Source organism: Pseudomonas sp. Tul2A7 (genome assembly GCF_054790505.1).
Map to the genome: position 1 here is coordinate 2208126 of NZ_CP186499.1, position 17023 is coordinate 2225148.

Annotated in this window: 14 protein-coding genes; 10 read left to right on the forward strand and 4 right to left on the reverse strand. The window is 60.0% G+C overall.

Annotated features, from left to right (window positions below):
• Window positions 1-107: 107 nt before the first annotated feature.
• Both ACOYXJ_RS09840 and aspA read right to left on the reverse strand, forming a co-directional pair.
• Window positions 108-1559, reverse strand: a complete 1452-nt coding sequence (locus ACOYXJ_RS09840; RefSeq protein WP_460369228.1) for an alanine/glycine:cation symporter family protein — start codon at window positions 1557-1559, stop codon at window positions 108-110.
• 497 nt (window positions 1560-2056) lie between these two features.
• Window positions 2057-3481, reverse strand: coding sequence for an aspartate ammonia-lyase (gene aspA, locus ACOYXJ_RS09845; RefSeq protein ID WP_064116482.1), 1425 nt, complete (start codon window positions 3479-3481; stop codon window positions 2057-2059).
• A gap of 180 nt (window positions 3482-3661) precedes the next feature.
• On the opposite strand from aspA, the gene ACOYXJ_RS09850 reads away from it, so the two are divergent.
• From ACOYXJ_RS09850 to ACOYXJ_RS09870, 5 genes are all read left to right on the forward strand, one after another.
• Window positions 3662-4570 carry a LysR substrate-binding domain-containing protein gene (locus tag ACOYXJ_RS09850; RefSeq protein ID WP_095113189.1) on the forward strand — a complete coding sequence of 303 codons (909 nt, stop codon included), beginning with the start codon at window positions 3662-3664 and terminating at the stop codon, window positions 4568-4570.
• A 331-nt stretch (window positions 4571-4901) separates the two neighbouring features.
• Window positions 4902-5393 carry a 5-(carboxyamino)imidazole ribonucleotide mutase gene (gene purE / locus ACOYXJ_RS09855; RefSeq protein ID WP_007920220.1) on the forward strand — a complete coding sequence of 164 codons (492 nt, stop codon included), beginning with the start codon at window positions 4902-4904 and terminating at the stop codon, window positions 5391-5393.
• Between the two features lie 10 nt (window positions 5394-5403).
• On the forward strand, window positions 5404-6486 hold the full coding sequence (locus ACOYXJ_RS09860) for a 5-(carboxyamino)imidazole ribonucleotide synthase (protein WP_150793852.1): 1083 nt from the start codon (window positions 5404-5406) through the stop codon (window positions 6484-6486).
• 110 nt (window positions 6487-6596) lie between these two features.
• On the forward strand, window positions 6597-6842 hold the full coding sequence (locus ACOYXJ_RS09865; RefSeq protein ID WP_007920223.1) for a GlsB/YeaQ/YmgE family stress response membrane protein: 246 nt from the start codon (window positions 6597-6599) through the stop codon (window positions 6840-6842).
• A 92-nt stretch (window positions 6843-6934) separates the two neighbouring features.
• Window positions 6935-7471, forward strand: a complete 537-nt coding sequence (locus ACOYXJ_RS09870; RefSeq protein ID WP_460369231.1) for a DUF3299 domain-containing protein — start codon at window positions 6935-6937, stop codon at window positions 7469-7471.
• 126 nt (window positions 7472-7597) lie between these two features.
• On the opposite strand, the gene ACOYXJ_RS09875 is transcribed toward ACOYXJ_RS09870, so the two are convergent.
• Together ACOYXJ_RS09875 and ACOYXJ_RS09880 are read right to left on the reverse strand one after the other, a co-directional pair.
• Window positions 7598-8497, reverse strand: coding sequence for a D-hexose-6-phosphate mutarotase (locus ACOYXJ_RS09875; RefSeq protein WP_460369234.1), 900 nt, complete (start codon window positions 8495-8497; stop codon window positions 7598-7600).
• Window positions 8498-8554: 57 nt separating this feature from the next.
• Window positions 8555-8959, reverse strand: coding sequence for an acyl-CoA thioesterase (locus ACOYXJ_RS09880; protein WP_003229628.1), 405 nt, complete (start codon window positions 8957-8959; stop codon window positions 8555-8557).
• A gap of 376 nt (window positions 8960-9335) precedes the next feature.
• On the opposite strand from ACOYXJ_RS09880, the gene ACOYXJ_RS09885 reads away from it, so the two are divergent.
• The 5 genes from ACOYXJ_RS09885 (at window position 9336) to pstB (ending at window position 16982) form a co-directional block, all read left to right on the forward strand.
• Window positions 9336-10634, forward strand: coding sequence for an MFS transporter (locus tag ACOYXJ_RS09885; RefSeq protein ID WP_186613271.1), 1299 nt, complete (start codon window positions 9336-9338; stop codon window positions 10632-10634).
• A 240-nt stretch (window positions 10635-10874) separates the two neighbouring features.
• A complete protein-coding gene (locus tag ACOYXJ_RS09890) occupies window positions 10875-11873 on the forward strand; it encodes a phosphate ABC transporter substrate-binding protein PstS (RefSeq protein ID WP_150793849.1) in 999 nt (332 codons plus the stop codon).
• A gap of 422 nt (window positions 11874-12295) precedes the next feature.
• Window positions 12296-14329, forward strand: a complete 2034-nt coding sequence (locus ACOYXJ_RS09895) for an ABC transporter permease subunit (protein ID WP_191622651.1) — start codon at window positions 12296-12298, stop codon at window positions 14327-14329.
• Window positions 14330-14345: 16 nt separating this feature from the next.
• Entirely contained in the window at window positions 14346-16016 is a 1671-nt protein-coding gene (pstA, locus tag ACOYXJ_RS09900; protein ID WP_077575089.1) for a phosphate ABC transporter permease PstA, read from the forward strand.
• A 132-nt stretch (window positions 16017-16148) separates the two neighbouring features.
• Complete coding sequence (pstB, locus tag ACOYXJ_RS09905) at window positions 16149-16982, forward strand: phosphate ABC transporter ATP-binding protein PstB (RefSeq protein WP_034152104.1); 834 nt, start codon at window positions 16149-16151, stop codon at window positions 16980-16982.
• The last annotated feature ends 41 nt before the right edge of the window (window positions 16983-17023 follow it).

A 17023-nucleotide genomic window follows, 5' to 3' on the forward strand; every position in this document is an offset into this window, starting at 1 on the left:
CAACATAGATGTTGAATGATGAACCGTTATCGCGAGCAGGCTCACTCCTACAAGTTATTGCATCACAATAACTGACGGGCGCAGGGGATGCGCCCGTCATTCACCTGTCAGCGTTGCGCTGCAGCAGGCACGCCTTGCGGCTCGGGTTCAGTCTTGCCAGCAGCGGCAGACGGGTTGGTCGGCCAGGCCTTCAAGTCGAGATCCAGATCGGTAAATTTGCTGGAGTCGAACACGGGCTGTTTGACGCCGGCGCGGCGTTGCTCGTCGTAGTCGCGCATCACGCGCATGCCGACTTTGAACAGCATGGCCAGGGCGATCAGGTTGACGAAGGCGAGGCAGGTCATGGTGATGTCGGCGAAGGCGAACACGGTCGACAGGTCCTGCATCGAACCCCATACCACCAGCGCCAGCACCAGACCGCGGAAAATCATCAGCGCGGCGCGGTTGCGGGTGAGGAACTGCAGGCTGTTTTCGCCCAGGTAGTAGTTGTAGAGGATGCAGGTGAAGACGAACAGCGACAGCGCGACGCTGACGAACATGCGACCCCAGTCACCGACCACGGCGGCCAGCGAGTTCTGGGTCAGGACGATGCCATCACCTTCGAAGCCCGGGGTGTAGAAGCCCGACAGCAGGATCAGCAGCGCGGTGCAGGTGCAGATCACGAAGGTGTCGAGGAACACGCTGAAAGCCTGAACCACACCCTGAGCGCCCGGGTGCTTCACGGCGGCCACGGCGGCGACGTTCGGCGCACTGCCGAGGCCCGCTTCGTTGGCGAACACGCCACGCTTCACGCCCATGACGATGGCGCTGCCGAGCAGGCCGCCAAAGGCCGGGTCGAGGCCGAAGGCGCTCTTGAAGATGGTTTCCAGCATGGCGGGCACGTGTTCGATCTGGGTGCCGATCACGTACAGGGTCACACCGATATAGGCCAGGGTCTTGATCGGTACCAGCAGGTCGGACACCGAGGCAATGCGCTTGATGCCGCCGATGAAGGTGATCGCCAGCAGCACCGCGAGGACGATACCGGTGTGCTGTGGGTTGAATTCAAAGGCGTTTTGCAGCGAGTGGGTCACGGTGTAGGACTGCAGGCCAATGAAGGCAAAGCCGTAGGTGACCAGCAGCAGGATCGAGAACACCACCGCCATGCCTTTGAGTTTCAGGCCGTGCTGGATGTAGTAAGCCGGACCGCCACGGTACAAGCCGTCGCCATCGGCGCGCTTGTAGACCTGGGCCAGGGTGCACTCGAAGAAGCTGCTGGACATGCCGACCAGTGCGGTTACCCACATCCAGAACACCGCACCTGGACCACCGAGGGTCACGGCAATGCCGACACCGGCGATGTTGCCTGCACCGACGCGGCCGGCAAGGCTGAGCATCAGGGCCTGGAACGAGCTGAGTTGCCCGGCGCTGCCCTTGAGGCTGTCGCGGAACACCGCGAACATGTGGAAGAAGTGGCGCAATTGAACGAAACGCGAGCGAATCGTGAAGTAGCTACCGAGCCCGACAATGAGCACGATCAGTACTTTCCCTGAGAGGAAGTCGTTAATGACTTCGAGCATGGATTTTTCCTCGCTGTTTATTGTGTAAGCAAATACTGGATGGAAGAAACATCGTGTTACACCGGTGTGCGCGCGGCACGACGGGTGAGGCGAAGGTTTCGTCCGGTTCCATTTCGCGGGTTTGTTATTAGTTCGGGTTTCGCATGGGTTATGGCCTCGTTACCGACGACCGCTCACGCGAAGAGGGGCGGCACTATACCGATCAGTGACGCGCCCGTCTGCACGGTAGTGGTGCAAGCGACGAAACGAGGCTTTGAAACACCCGACGTTACCGGCGTCGGGCCTTTGTAGGAGTGAGCCTGCTCGCGATGCAGGCGCTGCGGTTCTAATGTCACACCGCGTCATCGTTGATCGCGAGCAGGCTCACTCCTACAGAAGACGTTTGTCCTTCAAATAGTTAAAAAAAAGGGCTTGGGGACTAAATCCCCAAGCCCTCAAAAGGTGAGAGGTGTCTAGTCCCTCGACCTGGTGAGCGGTGCTACAAGTAACGCGTCGGTTCAGGCTTTCAGCGGAACCAGACGTGGAGCAATCATGTTTTCCGGGCGCAGGATGTCGGCGAGCATGGCTTCGTCGAGCAGACCTTCTTCGCGCACCAGTTCCAGTACGCCGCGGCCGCTTTCAAGGGCGAGACCGGCGATACGGGTGGCGTTTTTGTAGCCGATGTACGGATTCAGTGCGGTGACCAGACCGATCGAGTGCTCGACCAGTTCACGGCAGCGCGCTTCGTTGGCGGTGATGCCGACGATGCAGTGCTCGCGCAGCATGTCCATGGCGCGTTGCAGCAGGCGGATCGAGTCGAAGATCTTGAAAGCGATCAGCGGCTCCATCACGTTCAGTTGCAGTTGGCCGCCTTCGGCTGCCATGGTCAGCGCCAGGTCGTTACCAATTACTTGGAACGCCACCTGGTTAACCGCTTCCGGGATGACCGGGTTGACCTTGCCGGGCATGATCGAGCTGCCTGGCTGACGCGCTGGCAGGTTGATTTCGTTGATGCCGGTGCGTGGGCCGCTGGACAGCAGGCGCAGGTCGTTGCAGATCTTCGACAGCTTCACCGCAGTGCGCTTGAGCATGCCGGAGAACAGCACGAAGGCGCCCATGTCGGAAGTCGCTTCGATCAGGTCGGCCGCCGGAACCAGCGGTTGACCGCTGATCAGGGCCAGACGCTGTACCGCCAGCGCTTGATAACGCGGGTCGGCGTTGATGCCGGTACCGATCGCGGTGCCGCCCAGGTTCACTTCAGTCAGCAGTTCCGGGGCCAGCGTCTTCAGACGCGCCAGGTCCTCGCCCATGGTGGTGGCGAAGGCACGGAATTCCTGGCCGAGGGTCATCGGCACGGCATCTTGCAGTTGGGTACGGCCCATTTTCAGGACATGATCGAATTCTTTGCCCTTGGCCGCGAACGCCTGAATCAGGCTGTCGAGGCTGGCCAGCAGGGTGTCGTGACCGAGCAGCAGACCCAGGCGGATAGCCGTTGGGTAAGCGTCGTTGGTCGACTGCGCCATGTTGACGTCGTCGTTCGGGTGCAGGTACTGGTACTCGCCTTTCTGGTGACCCATTGCTTCCAGAGCAATGTTGGCGATCACTTCGTTGGCGTTCATGTTGGTGGAAGTACCGGCGCCACCTTGAATCATGTCGACCACGAATTCTTCGTGGAAATCACCGCGGATCAATCGGGCACAGGCTTCGCTGATGGCAGCGTGCTTGGCTTCGCTCAGGTGACCCAACTCGCGGTTGGCGTCAGCAGCGGCCTGTTTGACCATTGCCAGACCGACAACCAGTTTCGGGTAATGCGAAATCGGAACGCCCGAGAGACGGAAGTTGTTCACCGCTCGCAGAGTCTGGATGCCGTAATACGCTTGAGCCGGTACTTCGAGGGCGCCAAGCAGGTCGTTTTCTGTGCGGAAAGATGCAGCGGAGGACATGATAGAAATCATCTCGATATGGACCCGGTCTGTGCCGGAACGCTGCGAATGCTAGGCTTGTGGGAAATTTTGGGCCAATGCTGTTCAGCACTGCCCTATGCACATTCGGCATAATGCCCGTGTGACGCCGCGTGCGCGGCAGACGTGTGACCTGTTTTGGTGCGTGTCCGGGAGGACGTGATGAATCTGGAAAGCAAATGGCTCGAGGACTTCAGTGCTCTGGCCGCCACCCGCAGCTTCTCGCAAGCAGCCGAACGGCGCTTCGTAACCCAGCCGGCGTTCAGCCGCCGGATTCGCAGTCTGGAGGCTGCACTGGGGCTGACTCTGGTCAATCGCTCGCGCACGCCGGTCGAACTGACGGCAGCGGGGCAACTGTTTTTGGTGACGGCGCGCACGGTGGTCGAACAGCTCGGTGAAGTGCTACGTCATTTGCATCATCTGGAAGGCGGGCAGGGCGAAGTGATGCAAGTCGCGGCCGCTCACTCGCTGGCGCTGGGTTTCTTCCCGCGCTGGATCGCGCAGTTGCGTAATGAAGGGCTGAACATTGCCACTCGGTTGGTAGCGACCAACGTCGGTGACGCGGTGCATGCGTTGCGTGAAGGTGGCTGCGATCTGATGCTGGCGTTCTACGACCCGGATGCGGCGATGCAGATGGACCCGGAAATCTTCCCCTCGCTGCATTTGGGTCAGACGGAAATGCTCCCGGTCTGTGCGGCGGATGCCGAGGGCAAGCCGTTGTTCGATCTGGAAGGTGATGCGAGCGTGCCGTTGCTGGCTTACAGCGCCGGGGCGTTTCTCGGGCGTTCGGTGAATGGCTTGCTGCGTCAGCGTCAACTGCGCTTCACCACTATTTACGAAACCGCGATGGCTGACAGCCTCAAGAGCATGGCGTTGGAAGGCCTCGGGATTGCCTGGGTTCCGCAACTGAGCGTGCGTGCTGAGCTGGCTCGCGGCGAACTGGTGGTCTGTGGCGGCCCGCAGTGGCACGTGCCGCTGGAGATTCGTCTGTATCGCTGCGCATTGGTGCGCAAAGCCAACGTGCGCCTGCTGTGGCGCAAGCTCGAGGGTGGCGCCGCACAAGCTTCCTGAGCCTACGCGGACCCCTTGTAGGAGTGAGCCTGCTCGCGATAGCGTCTGCACATTCAACGATGATGTGACTGATACACCGCCATCGCGAGCAGGCTCACCCCTACAGGGGATTTGCGGTGTTCTGTCGCTGACCTTCAAGTCAATAAAACCGGGCCTCTCGCTCATTTGACAGATGGTCGCGCGGGGGGCTGTTTATTGCTTTCATTGCGGTATACTGCGCGGCCTTCGGCCGGTACGTCCGGCCATTTTTCGTACAATCAAGCCACGCAACCTGCGTGGCTTGTTGTTTTATGACGCGCCTGCGGGCGCTCCAGAGAGAAGAGGCGCGACGATGAGTGCACTGGTTGGCGTGATCATGGGCTCCAAGTCCGATTGGTCCACCCTTAGCCACACCGCCGATATGCTGGAAAAGCTCGGCATCCCGTACGAGGTCAAAGTGGTTTCTGCCCACCGCACCCCGGATCTGCTGTTCCAGTACGCCGAAGAGGCTGAAAGCCGCGGCATCGAGGTGATTATCGCCGGTGCCGGTGGCGCAGCCCACTTGCCAGGCATGTGTGCGGCCAAGACCCACCTGCCGGTGCTGGGCGTGCCGGTGCAGTCGGCCATGCTCTCGGGCGTCGACTCGCTGCTGTCGATCGTGCAGATGCCAGCGGGCATTCCGGTCGCCACCCTGGCCATCGGCAAGGCCGGCGCGATCAACGCCGCCCTGCTCTCGGCGAGCATCCTCGGCGCCAAGCATCCGCAGTTCCACGCGGTACTGAAAACCTTCCGTGCCGAGCAGACAGACAGCGTCCTGGACAATCCAGACCCACGTATTGCCTGAGGTTGTTGAGATGAAGATCGGTGTAATCGGTGGCGGCCAGTTGGGTCGCATGTTGGCCCTGGCGGGCACTCCGCTGGGCATGAACTTCGCTTTCCTCGACCCTGCGCCGGACGCCTGTGCCGCTGCGCTGGGCGAACACCTGCGGGCCGATTACGGCGATCAGGATCATCTGCGCCAACTGGCCGATGAAGTCGATCTGGTGACCTTCGAATTCGAAAGCGTCCCGGCCGAAACCGTGGCATTTCTGTCGCAATTCGTCCCGGTCTACCCGAGCGCCGAAGCCCTGCGCATCGCTCGCGACCGCTGGTTCGAAAAGAGCATGTTCAAGGACCTGGGCATCCCGACTCCAGCCTTCGCCGACATTCAATCGCAAGCCGATCTGGACGCCGCCGTAGCTTCGATCGGCCTGCCTGCCGTGCTGAAAACCCGCACCCTGGGTTATGACGGCAAGGGCCAGAAAGTCCTGCGCAAACCGGAAGACGTGGTTGGTACCTTCGCCGAACTGGGCAGCGTGTCCTGCCTGCTGGAAGGTTTTGTGCCATTCACCGGTGAAGTCTCGCTGATCGCCGTGCGTGCCCGCGATGGTGAAACCAGGTTCTATCCGCTGGTACATAACACCCACGACAGCGGCATCCTCAAGCTGTCCGTTGCCAGCACCGATCACCCGTTGCAGGCGCTGGCCGAAGACTACTCGAGCCGTGTGCTCAAGCAGTTGAACTACGTCGGCGTGATGGCGTTCGAGTTCTTTGAAGTCGACGGTGGCCTGAAAGCCAACGAAATCGCCCCGCGCGTGCACAACTCCGGGCACTGGACCACCGAAGGCGCCGAGTGCAGCCAGTTCGAAAACCACCTGCGCGCCGTTGCCGGCCTGCCGCTGGGTTCGACGGCCAAGGTTGGCGAGAGCGCGATGCTTAACTTCATCGGTGTTGTACCGCCGGTTGAGAAAGTCATCGCTATCGAAGACTGCCATCTGCATCACTACGGCAAGGCCTTCAAGGCTGGACGCAAGGTCGGTCACGCCAACCTGCGCTGCGCCGACATGGCCACGCTGCAAGCGCAGATCGTCAAGGTTGAAGCGCTGATCGCCGAGTAACGACAGTTTCATGTGGCAACGGCGGAACCATTCAGGGGCCGCCGTTCTCTCATGGCAGGATGCCAAAGTCTGACTAGGCTTCGCATATCTATCTTTGAGAGGGAATTGCCATGGGAATTATCGGAACCATCTTTATCGGCTTGATCGTCGGCCTGCTGGCACGGTTCCTGAAACCGGGCGATGACAGCATGGGCTGGATCATGACCATCCTGCTCGGTATCGGCGGTTCGCTGGCAGCCACTTACGGCGGCCAGGCTCTGGGCATCTATCACGCAGGCGAGGGCGCAGGTTTCATCGGCGCACTGGTCGGCGCAATCGTGTTGCTGGTGATCTACGGCCTGATCAAAAAGAACTGATCAAAGCGACAAAGCCCTCTCTGCCAAAGTGGCCGGGAGGGCTAGAATGCTCGGCGATTCAACGTTCATTCCCTTCTATACCGAGCACCTTCATGCGCCGTCTTCTGTTGACTCTTCTCTTTCTGGGCAGCGGTTTGGCCCACGCCGGCGAACTGCCGGAAACCGACTGGCTCGAACTGATGCCCAAGTCGGATCAAAAGGCCCTCGAGGCCATGCCTGAAATCGACCACAACTCCCCGGAAGCCATCGGCACCTTCACCGAGAAGGGCGGGATGAAGCAGGCCAAAGGTTTGCCGGCGGTGATGTATTCGACCAAAACCGTGTCGTCGATGAACGACAAGCACATTCGCATCGGTGGTTATCCGGTGCCGCTGGAATCCGACGCCAAGGGCCGCAGCACGCTGTTCTTCCTCGTGCCGTATCCGGGCGCTTGCATCCATGTGCCGCCACCGCCGCCGAATCAACTGGTGCTGGTGCGTTATCCGAAAGGTTTGAAGTTGGATGATATCTACACGCCGTTGTGGGTGACCGGCACGCTGAAAGTCGAGAAGGTCAGCAATGACCTGGCCGATGCGGCGTATGCGCTGGAAGCGGACAAGGTGCGGGTGGTGCAGGAGTCCGATCTCTAACAGCCAACACTGAACAACTGTGGGAGCGAGCCTGCTCGCGAAAGCGGTGTGTCAGACATATGAATGTTGACTGATACAACGTCTTCGCGAGCAGGCTCGCTCCCACATTTTGTATTGCGGTGTTGGTTAGAGCGGTTTGCTGGCCACGCTGACGCCCATGGTATGGCTCGCACCCGGCGCGAGCGTGACGATGTCATCCATCACATTCGCCGTCTCGATGCACAACATGCGCTGCCAGCCATCGTTATCCATATCCGCCAATGCCGCCGCGCGATCGATCCACGGGTTCCAGATCACCGCCGTGCGTGAACCTGTGGCCGTCAGCACAATGCGTCTTTCCCAGGCCTGGTCGACAATGCTCAGCTGTGGCGGCGCATCGAGGTAGATGCGGTCGGTCTCACCGGCAAAATGCAGATCGCCTTGCTGACTGGTGGTTTTCCAGTCATCCAGCGTCTCGATGTAATTCAAACCATCTACACCGTCGACGTGCACATTGCGCACATCACTGACCGCGAAATACGTGTGCAGCGCCTGGCTCAGGCTGACGCTGTCACTGCCACGGTTGTGGCTGGTCAGGCTGAAACTCAGTTGCTCGGACAAATGCAGGGTCAGGGTCAGATCGACCTGATGCGGCCAGCCCGGCAGGCCACCTTCGGGGTAGGGCAGCTTGAATTCGACCTTGACGCCGTCAGCCTCTGATTCGATACCGCCCAGCTCCCAATCCATCGCCCGCACCAGACCGTGCGCGGGTGCCGGTTGCGCACCGGTGTACATGGCCTGCACGCTCTGCGGGTTGCGTTCGAACTTGCCGAACCACGGCCAGCACACCGGCACGCCGGCGCGAATGCTTTTGCCCGTTTTGAAGTCGGCCTTGTCGTTGAGCCAGATGATCGGCGGTTGCCCATCGATCTGATAACTGAGGATGTGCGCGCCTTGCTGGGCCACCAGCACTTCGGCCTGACCGTGGCGGATGCGCCAGCAGTTCAGTTCATCCAGTTTCACCGCTTCAACGTTGGGCGTGTTCATGGGACAGCTCTCGATCAGTAACAAGGACCACTATCGACCGTCAAACGGCCACGAGGTTTAGCGCGCGCGTGGTGGAACCGAGCGAGTGCGGCCGCTGCCGTCGATGGCGACGAAGACGAAGACAGCTTCGGTCACTTTACGCCACTCGCTGGACAGCGGGTCGTCGCTCCACACTTCGACCATCATCTGGATCGAGCTGCGGCCGATTTCCAGGGTCTGGGTATAGAAGGACAATTGTGCGCCGACTGCCACAGGCACAAGGAACGCCATGCGATCAATGGCCACGGTGGCGACGCGGCCGCCAGCGACACGGCTGGCCATCGCGGTGCCGGCCAAATCCATCTGCGCCACCAGCCAGCCGCCGAAAATATCGCCAAAGCCGTTGGTTTCGCGTGGAAGTGCGGTGATTTGCAGGGCCAGGTCGCCTTGCGGGATCGGATCTTCTTGTTCGAGCTCTATCATGCCGGGGGTGCCTCTGACCCGTGACTCTTCGTTGGTATTGCTGGTGGTAGCCGTCTTCGGGAAAAACGATTCAGCACCGAACCTACTACGTTCGTCACGTTTTCCATCAGGCGCCTAAGGAGAAACTCTGCGAAACCGGCTAATCCCGAGCAAAGGCCGGGCCAACGACGTTTTCGCACAGCAACCCCCTACAAACCGGAGCAGGTTGCGAGTATATCGGTCGGTAGACTCCACGACGACCATCCGGTTCTGATTTTGACCGTCAATTACGCGCCTCTATGTGCTTTTTCGAACAATTTGCTATGGTGCCGAACCTGCCCAAGCCACCGCCAGCGTTGTTGTGGCGGCAGATCCGACTATAAGAGAAGCCCTTGCCATGACCACAGCGCCTTCGAGCCTCGCGCAGCCCGAGCAACCCGCACGACCGTTGACCCGCAATGACTACAAGACTCTGTCGCTGTCCGCCCTCGGTGGTGCGCTGGAATTCTACGACTTCATCATCTTCGTATTCTTCGCCACTGTGGTCGGCAAGCTGTTCTTCCCGGCCGACATGCCCGAGTGGCTGCGCCTGATGCAGACCTTCGGCATCTTCGCCGCTGGCTACCTCGCGCGGCCGCTGGGCGGCATCGTCATGGCGCACTTCGGCGACCTGCTGGGGCGCAAGAAGATGTTCACACTGAGCATTTTCATGATGGCCGTGCCGACCCTGATCATGGGTCTGCTGCCAACCTATGCACAGATCGGCATGTGGGCGCCGATCCTTCTTCTATTGATGCGGGTCATTCAAGGCGCGGCCATCGGCGGTGAAGTGCCGGGCGCCTGGGTCTTCGTTTCCGAACACGTACCGCAAAAACATATGGGTTATGCCTGCGGCACGCTTACCAGCGGGCTGACTGCCGGCATCCTGCTCGGCTCGCTGGTCGCCACCGCGATCAACAGCATTTATACGCCGGCTGAGGTGTCCGATTACGCCTGGCGGATCCCGTTCCTGCTCGGCGGCGTGTTCGGCCTGTTCTCGGTGTATCTACGTCGCTGGCTGCACGAAACCCCGGTATTCGCCGAGCTGCAACTGCGTAAAGCCTTGGCTGAAGAAGTGCCACTGCGTGCGGTGCTGCGTGACCATCGCGGCGCGATTGCGATCTCGATGCTGCTGACCTGGTTGCTCTCCGCTGGCATCGTTGTGGTCATTCTGATGACCCCAACCGTGCTGCAAACGGTCTATCACTTCTCGCCGACCGAGTCGTTGCAGTCAAACAGTCTGGCGATCGTGTTCCTGAGCATCGGCTGCGTTATTTCCGGCGCGTTGGCAGATCGCTTCGGCGCCGGTCGCGTGTTTGTGTTCGGTTGCCTGGGCTTGCTGATCAGCTCCTGGACCTTCTATCACAGCCTCGCCGATCACCCGAACTGGCTGTTCCCGCTGTACGCGTTGACCGGTTTTCTGGTGGGCACCATTGGTGCGGTGCCGTATGTGATGGTGAAAGCCTTCCCGCCGGTGGTGCGGTTTAGCGGGCTGTCGTTCTCGTACAACGTGGCTTATGCGATTTTTGGTGGGTTGACGCCGATGGTGGTCAGTCTGCTGCTGAAAGAAAGTGCGATGGGCCCTGCCTACTATGTGGCGGTGCTGTGCGCGATGGGGATTCTGGTGGGGGCGTGGCTGTGGAAGAAGGGGCGCTGATTTCCCCTCCCGCCTGATCGTTCCCACGCTCCGCGTGGGAATGCATCCTGTGACGCTCCGCGTCACCTCTCAAATGCGGACGCGGAGCGTCTATGGCGGCGTTCCCACGCAGAGCGTGGGAACGATCTGTCTCTGGATGCTGGCCTTTCATCCAATTGTCATATTTCAGCCATAGAGTGTTCACACGGCCTGCTGATACTTGGCCCCGACTTAACACACCCTATCTGCTAGGAGTAAGGCATGAAACTGAAGCGTTTGATGGCGGCAATGACTTTTGTCGCTGCTGGCGTTGCGACTGCCAACGCGGTTGCCGCTGTTGACCCTGCTATCCCGAGCTACACCAAGACCACTGGTGTGTCGGGCAACCTGTCCAGCGTCGGCTCCGATACCCTGGCCAACCTCATGACCCTCTGGGCTGAGAACTACAAAAAAGAATACCCGAACGTAAACATCCAGATTCAGGCTGCCGGTTCTTCGACCGCGCCACCTGCGCTGACTGAAGGCACCGCTAACCTGGGCCCGATGAGCCGCAAGATGAAGGACAACGAGCTGCAAGCCTTCGAAACCAAATATGGCTACAAGCCAACCGCTATCCCGGTTGCCGTGGATGCCCTGGCTGTATTCGTACACAAGGACAACCCGATCAAGGGTCTGACCATGGAGCAAGTCGACGCGATCTTCTCGTCCACTCGCCTGTGCGGCGCCAAAGCCGACGTGAAAACCTGGGGTGACCTGGGTGTGACCGGCGACCTGGCGAACAAGCCGGTTCAGTTGTTTGGTCGTAACTCGGTATCGGGCACCTACGGCTACTTCAAAGAAGAAGCCTTGTGCAAAGGCGACTTCAAGCCAAACGTCAACGAACAACCTGGTTCGGCTTCGGTCGTGCAGTCGATCAGCTCCTCGCTGAACGGCGTGGGTTACTCGGGCATCGGCTATAAAACCGCTAGCGTGAAAACAGTCGCTCTGGCCAAGAAAGGCAGCACTGACTTCATCGAAGACACCGAAGAAAACGCCCTGAACGGCAAGTACCCGCTGTCGCGTTTCCTCTACGTGTACGTCAACAAAGCCCCGAACAAGCCTCTGGCCCCGCTGGAAGCCGAGTTCGTGAAACTGGTTCTGTCCAAACAGGGCCAGGAAGTTGTAGTGAAGGATGGTTACATCCCGTTGCCAGCCAAGGTTGCTGCAAAAGCACTGGCTGACCTGGGTCTGCAAGAAGGCGGCGCTGTCGCAAAGAAGTAACAAATTGAGTCCAGGGTGAACCCCACCGGACTCAGGTGAAAGGCCGGATCTGCACGCAGGCCGGCCTTTTCCACACCTCAAATTTTTGATCCTCTGCCAGTCCCGCTGGCGGTGGATTTGCTGCGTCACTGCATTGTCATCTTTCTGTCATACAGGATCGCTAGGGTGAGCGCATGAATGATCTGGCCAATTCCCAAATGACTACTAATCCTCCCAAGCGCATTGACTTCAATACGCCTGAGCTGCAACGCAAGCGCCGCATTCGTGCGCTCAAGGATCGCTTCACCCGCTGGTACGTCCTCGTTGGCGGTCTCGCGGTGCTGGCAGCCATCACCCTGATCTTCTTCTTCCTCGCCTACGTGGTTGCGCCATTGTTTCAGGGCGCTGACCTGACGGCGAAAGACTCGATCACTCCGGCCTGGATGCAGGACGCCGGCAAGCCGCTGATGATTTCGCTCGAAGAGCAGAATCAGGTGGCCATGCGCGTTTCCGACAAGGGCCAGGCATTGTTCTTTGATATCGACAGTGGCGCTGAACTGAAGCGCGTCGATCTGCCGCTGCCCGCCGGTGCAAGCGTGACCTCGATTGGTGAAGACCAGCCGGGCCATCCGCTGGTGGCCGTGGGTCTGTCCAATGGGCAGGCGCTGGTGTTCCGTCACACCTATAAAGTCAGCTACCCCGATGGCAAGAAAACCATCAGCCCGGCTATCGAGTATCCATATGGTGAGGCACCGATCGCGCTGAACGAAGCCGGCGGTGCGCTTGAGCATGTCAGCCTGAATGCCACCGACACGACGCTGATGCTGGTCGGTTCGACCGGTTCGCAACTCAACGTTCTGTCGCTGACCAGCGAAGAAAACATGATGACTGGTGAAGTCACCAACGAGCAGAAGCGTATCGATCTGCCGCAGATGACTGAGCCGGTGAAAAACATCTTCGTCGACCCGCGCCAGCAGTGGCTGTACGTGGTCAACGGTCGCGCTCAGGCCGATGTGTTCAGCCTGCGCGACAAGAGCCTCAACGGGCGCTACAAACTGCTGGAAAACGCTGACGCTGAAGTCACCGCGACCACGCAACTGGTCGGTGGCATTTCGCTGATCGTCGGCGACTCCAAGGGTGGTCTGGCCCAATGGTTCATGGCCCGCGACACCGACGGCGAGCTGCGCCTGAAGCAGATCCGCACCTTCCAGATGGGCACCACGCCAATCGTTGAAATCAGCGCTGAAGAGCGTCGCAAAGGCTTCCTCGCCCTGGATGCCAGCGGCAAGCTCGGCGTGTTCCACAGCACTGCGCACCGCACTTTGCTGGTCGATCAAGTGGTGGAAGGCCAAGGCCTGTTCGGTCTGTCGCCACGCGCCAACCGCGTGATCGTCGAAGCCGGCGGCAAGCTGCAACCGTTGCTGCTCGACAACCCGCACCCGGAAGTGTCGTGGAGCGCGCTGTGGAGCAAGGTCTGGTACGAAAACTACGACGAACCTAAGTACGTCTGGCAATCGACTGCGGCCAACACCGACTTCGAACCGAAGCTGAGCCTGTCGCCACTGACCTTCGGCACCCTGAAAGCCGCGTTCTACGCGATGCTGCTGGCGGCGCCGCTGGCGGTTGCCGCTGCGATCTACACCGCTTACTTCATGGCCCCGGGCATGCGCCGCAAGGTCAAACCGGTGATCGAACTGATGGAAGCGATGCCGACGGTGATCCTCGGTTTCTTCGCCGGTCTGTTCCTCGCGCCGTATGTGGAAGGGCATCTGCCGGGCATCTTCAGTCTTTTGATGTTGCTGCCGATCGGCATTCTGGTCGCCGGTTTCACCTTCAGCCGTCTGCCTGAATCGATCCGCCTGAAAGTCCCGGACGGTTGGGAAAGTGCGCTGCTGATTCCGGTGATCCTGTTTGTGGGCTGGCTGTCGCTGTACATGAGCCCGTTCATGGAGAACTGGTTCTTTGGCGGTGACATGCGCATGTGGATCTCCCACGACCTCGGCATCACCTACGACCAGCGCAACGCTTTGGTGGTGGGTCTGGCCATGGGTTTTGCGGTGATCCCGAACATCTACTCGATCGCTGAAGATGCCGTGTTCAGTGTGCCGCGTGGTCTGACCCTCGGCTCGCTGGCCCTCGGTGCCACGCCGTGGCAGACCATGACTCGCGTGGTAATCCTGACTGCCAGCCCGGGGATCTTCTCGGCGCTGATGATTGGCATGGGCCGTGCGGTCGGCGAAACCATGATCGTGCTGATGGCCACTGGTAACACCCCGGTCATGGAAATGAACCTGTTCGAAGGCCTGCGCACCCTGGCCGCCAACGTCGCGGTGGAAATGCCCGAGTCGGAAGTCGGCGGCAGCCACTACCGCGTGCTGTTCCTCTCGGCGCTGGTGCTGCTGTTGTTCACCTTCGTCATGAACACCCTGGCAGAACTGATTCGTCAGCGTCTGCGCAAGAAATACTCGTCGCTTTAAGCAAAGGTAGAAGTCTGTGAAACAGAACTCCCTGAAAGGATGGTTCAAGAGCGGCGCCCCAGGCGTCTGGATCAGCGGTGGCGCGGTGTCCATCGCGGTCATCATGACCATTGGCCTGCTGGCGGTGATTGCCGTGCGCGGTCTCGGTCACTTCTGGCCGGCGGACCTGGTCCACGCCAACTACGATGTACCGGGCCAGGCCAATCACCTGGTCATCGGTGAAGTGGTACAGAAAGAAGAAGTGCCCCGCGCCCGTCTGAAGAGCGCCGGTTTGCCGGTGCCGGATGCAGGCCCGGAATTCATGACCCGCGAGCTGATCAAGGTCGGCAACCGTGATCTGAATGGCAACGACTTCACCTGGATCGTCGGCGAGTGGCTGACCAACCAGACTACGCCGCCAGAACTGATGGCGATCGAGCGCCGCGAGTGGGGCAACTTCTACGGCTACCTGGTCAACGTCAAACAGGACGGCAAGGTCATCGCCGAGGGCGAGGCCGCGTGGCCAGAGCTGCAGGCGCGGATCAACCGTGTGAACGGTCTGGCGGCACAACTGAAGTCGCTGGAAAAGACTGACATCGGTGCAATCAACGCAGGTCTGGAGCGCATCCGTCTGCACGGTCGCAAACTGGAACTGGAAGGCAAGCTCGACGCCACCGCGCAAGCGGACATGGAATCCGAGCGTGCCGAGTTGAATGCGCGTTATCAGGACATCGAAGCGCGCCTGGCCGATCTGCATGCGCAGTTCAACCGCGATGCCTTGACCGCTCGTGACGCCAACGGCAAAGAGATCGAAATCGGTCTGGGCAAAGTGGTTCACGCCTACCAGCCGAACGCGATGAGCACCTTCACCAAGGTCGGTTTCTACTTCAGCAAGATCTGGGAATTCCTTTCGGATGACCCGCGTGAAGCGAACACCGAAGGCGGGATTTTCCCGGCGATCTTCGGCACCGTGATGATGACCCTGATCATGGCGATGATCGTCACCCCGTTCGGCGTACTGGCGGCGGTGTACCTGCGTGAATACGCCAAACAGAACACCCTGACGCGGATCATTCGTATCGCGGTGAACAACCTCGCGGGCGTTCCGGCGATCGTTTACGGCGTATTCGGTCTGGGCTTCTTCGTTTACGTGCTGGGTGGTTCGGTCGACCGCTTGTTCTTCCCCGAGGCACTGCCGGCACCGACCTTCGGTACACCGGGTCTGCTGTGGGCCTCGCTGACCCTGGCGTTGCTGGCGGTGCCGGTGGTGATCGTCGCGACTGAGGAAGGTCTGGCACGTATTCCGCGCACCGTGCGTGAAGGTTCGCTGGCGCTGGGCGCGACCAAGGCTGAAACCTTGTGGAAGATCGTGATCCCGATGGCCAGCCCGGCGATGATGACCGGCATGATCCTCGCCGTGGCTCGCGCCGCCGGTGAAGTGGCGCCGCTGATGCTGGTGGGTGTGGTGAAACTGGCGCCGTCGCTGCCAGTGGACGGCAACTACCCGTACCTGCACCTGGATCAGAAGATCATGCACCTGGGCTTCCACATCTATGACGTCGGCTTCCAGAGCCCGAACGTCGAAGCGGCGCGTCCGCTGGTGTACGCCACGGCGCTGTTGCTGGTGCTGGTGATTGCGACACTGAACCTGTCGGCCGTTTATATCCGGAACCACCTGCGCGAAAAGTACAAAGCGCTGGATAGCTGATTTCTTATGTAGGAGTGAGCCTGCTCGCGATGGCAACACCGCGGTTTCATAGACAAACCGCAGCGCCTGAATCGCGAGCAGGCTCACTCCTACAAAAAACCGAACCGAATTTGTTAGCACAGGGAGCCTCCCATGCAGCACGAAACACATACCCACGGCATCAATATGTCTGCCCTGGGCCGCGACAAGCAGAGCCTCAGTCTCGAGCAGGAAACCGTGGCCATCGAAGTACCGGGCCTGAGCCTGTACTACGGCGAGAAACAAGCACTGTTCGACGTCAGCATGAACATCCCGAAGCAGCGCGTGACCGCGTTCATCGGCCCGTCCGGCTGCGGTAAGTCGACGCTGCTGCGTACCTTCAACCGCATGAACGACCTGGTTGACGGCTGCCGCGTAGAAGGCGCGATCAACCTGTACGGCAACAACATCTATCGCAAAGGCGAAGACGTTGCCGAGTTGCGTCGTCGCGTCGGCATGGTGTTCCAGAAGCCCAACCCGTTCCCGAAGACCATCTACGAAAACGTGGTCTACGGCTTGCGCATCCAGGGCATCAACAAGAAGCGCGTCCTTGACGAAGCGGTCGAGTGGGCGTTGAAAGGCGCGGCGCTGTGGGACGAAGTCAAAGACCGTCTGCACGAGTCAGCCCTCGGTCTGTCCGGTGGTCAGCAACAGCGTCTGGTGATCGCCCGTACCATCGCGGTTGAGCCGGAAGTGCTGCTGCTCGACGAACCGTGCTCGGCCCTCGACCCGATCTCGACGCTGAAAGTCGAAGAGCTGATCTACGAGCTGAAATCCAAGTTCACCATCGTCATCGTGACCCACAACATGCAGCAGGCGGCGCGGGTGTCCGACTACACGGCGTTCATGTACATGGGCAAACTGGTCGAATTCGGCGACACCGACACCCTGTTCACCAATCCGGCGAAGAAGCAGACCGAAGACTACATCACCGGTCGTTATGGCTGACAGTTGCGGGTTATTCACAGAATTGACGCTGCGGCCCACCG